The 257-nt window shown below is 76.7% G+C and carries 1 pseudogene; it reads left to right on the top strand.

The annotated features are described in order from the left end of the window. A pseudogene (locus AOK18_RS34830) lies at positions 1-257 on the top strand (lipopolysaccharide biosynthesis protein); the annotation flags it as partial.

Genomic DNA, 257 nt, shown 5'->3' with positions numbered 1-257 from the left:
GCCCCGGGTGGTCGTGGAGCTGCACATCGGAGTGCTGCGGGTGCAGGGGCGCACCGGTGTGCTCGCGGCGCTCCAAGGGGCCATGTGCGTGCTGGTCCTGGGCAGCGCGGCCGTGCTGTTCACCCCCGCGGGCATCGCGGGCGCCGGGTGGGCGGTGCTGACCGGCATGACGGCGGTCGCCGTCGTCTCGGTGTTCGGCCTGCGCTCGGCGCTGCGCGAGCCGCACGACGGACGCGAGGGGCGGGACGGGCACGGGA

This window comes from Streptomyces prasinopilosus (assembly GCF_001419695.1).
Lineage (GTDB): Bacteria > Actinomycetota > Actinomycetes > Streptomycetales > Streptomycetaceae > Streptomyces > Streptomyces prasinopilosus.
This window is presented reverse-complemented; position numbering and strand designations above follow the sequence as displayed.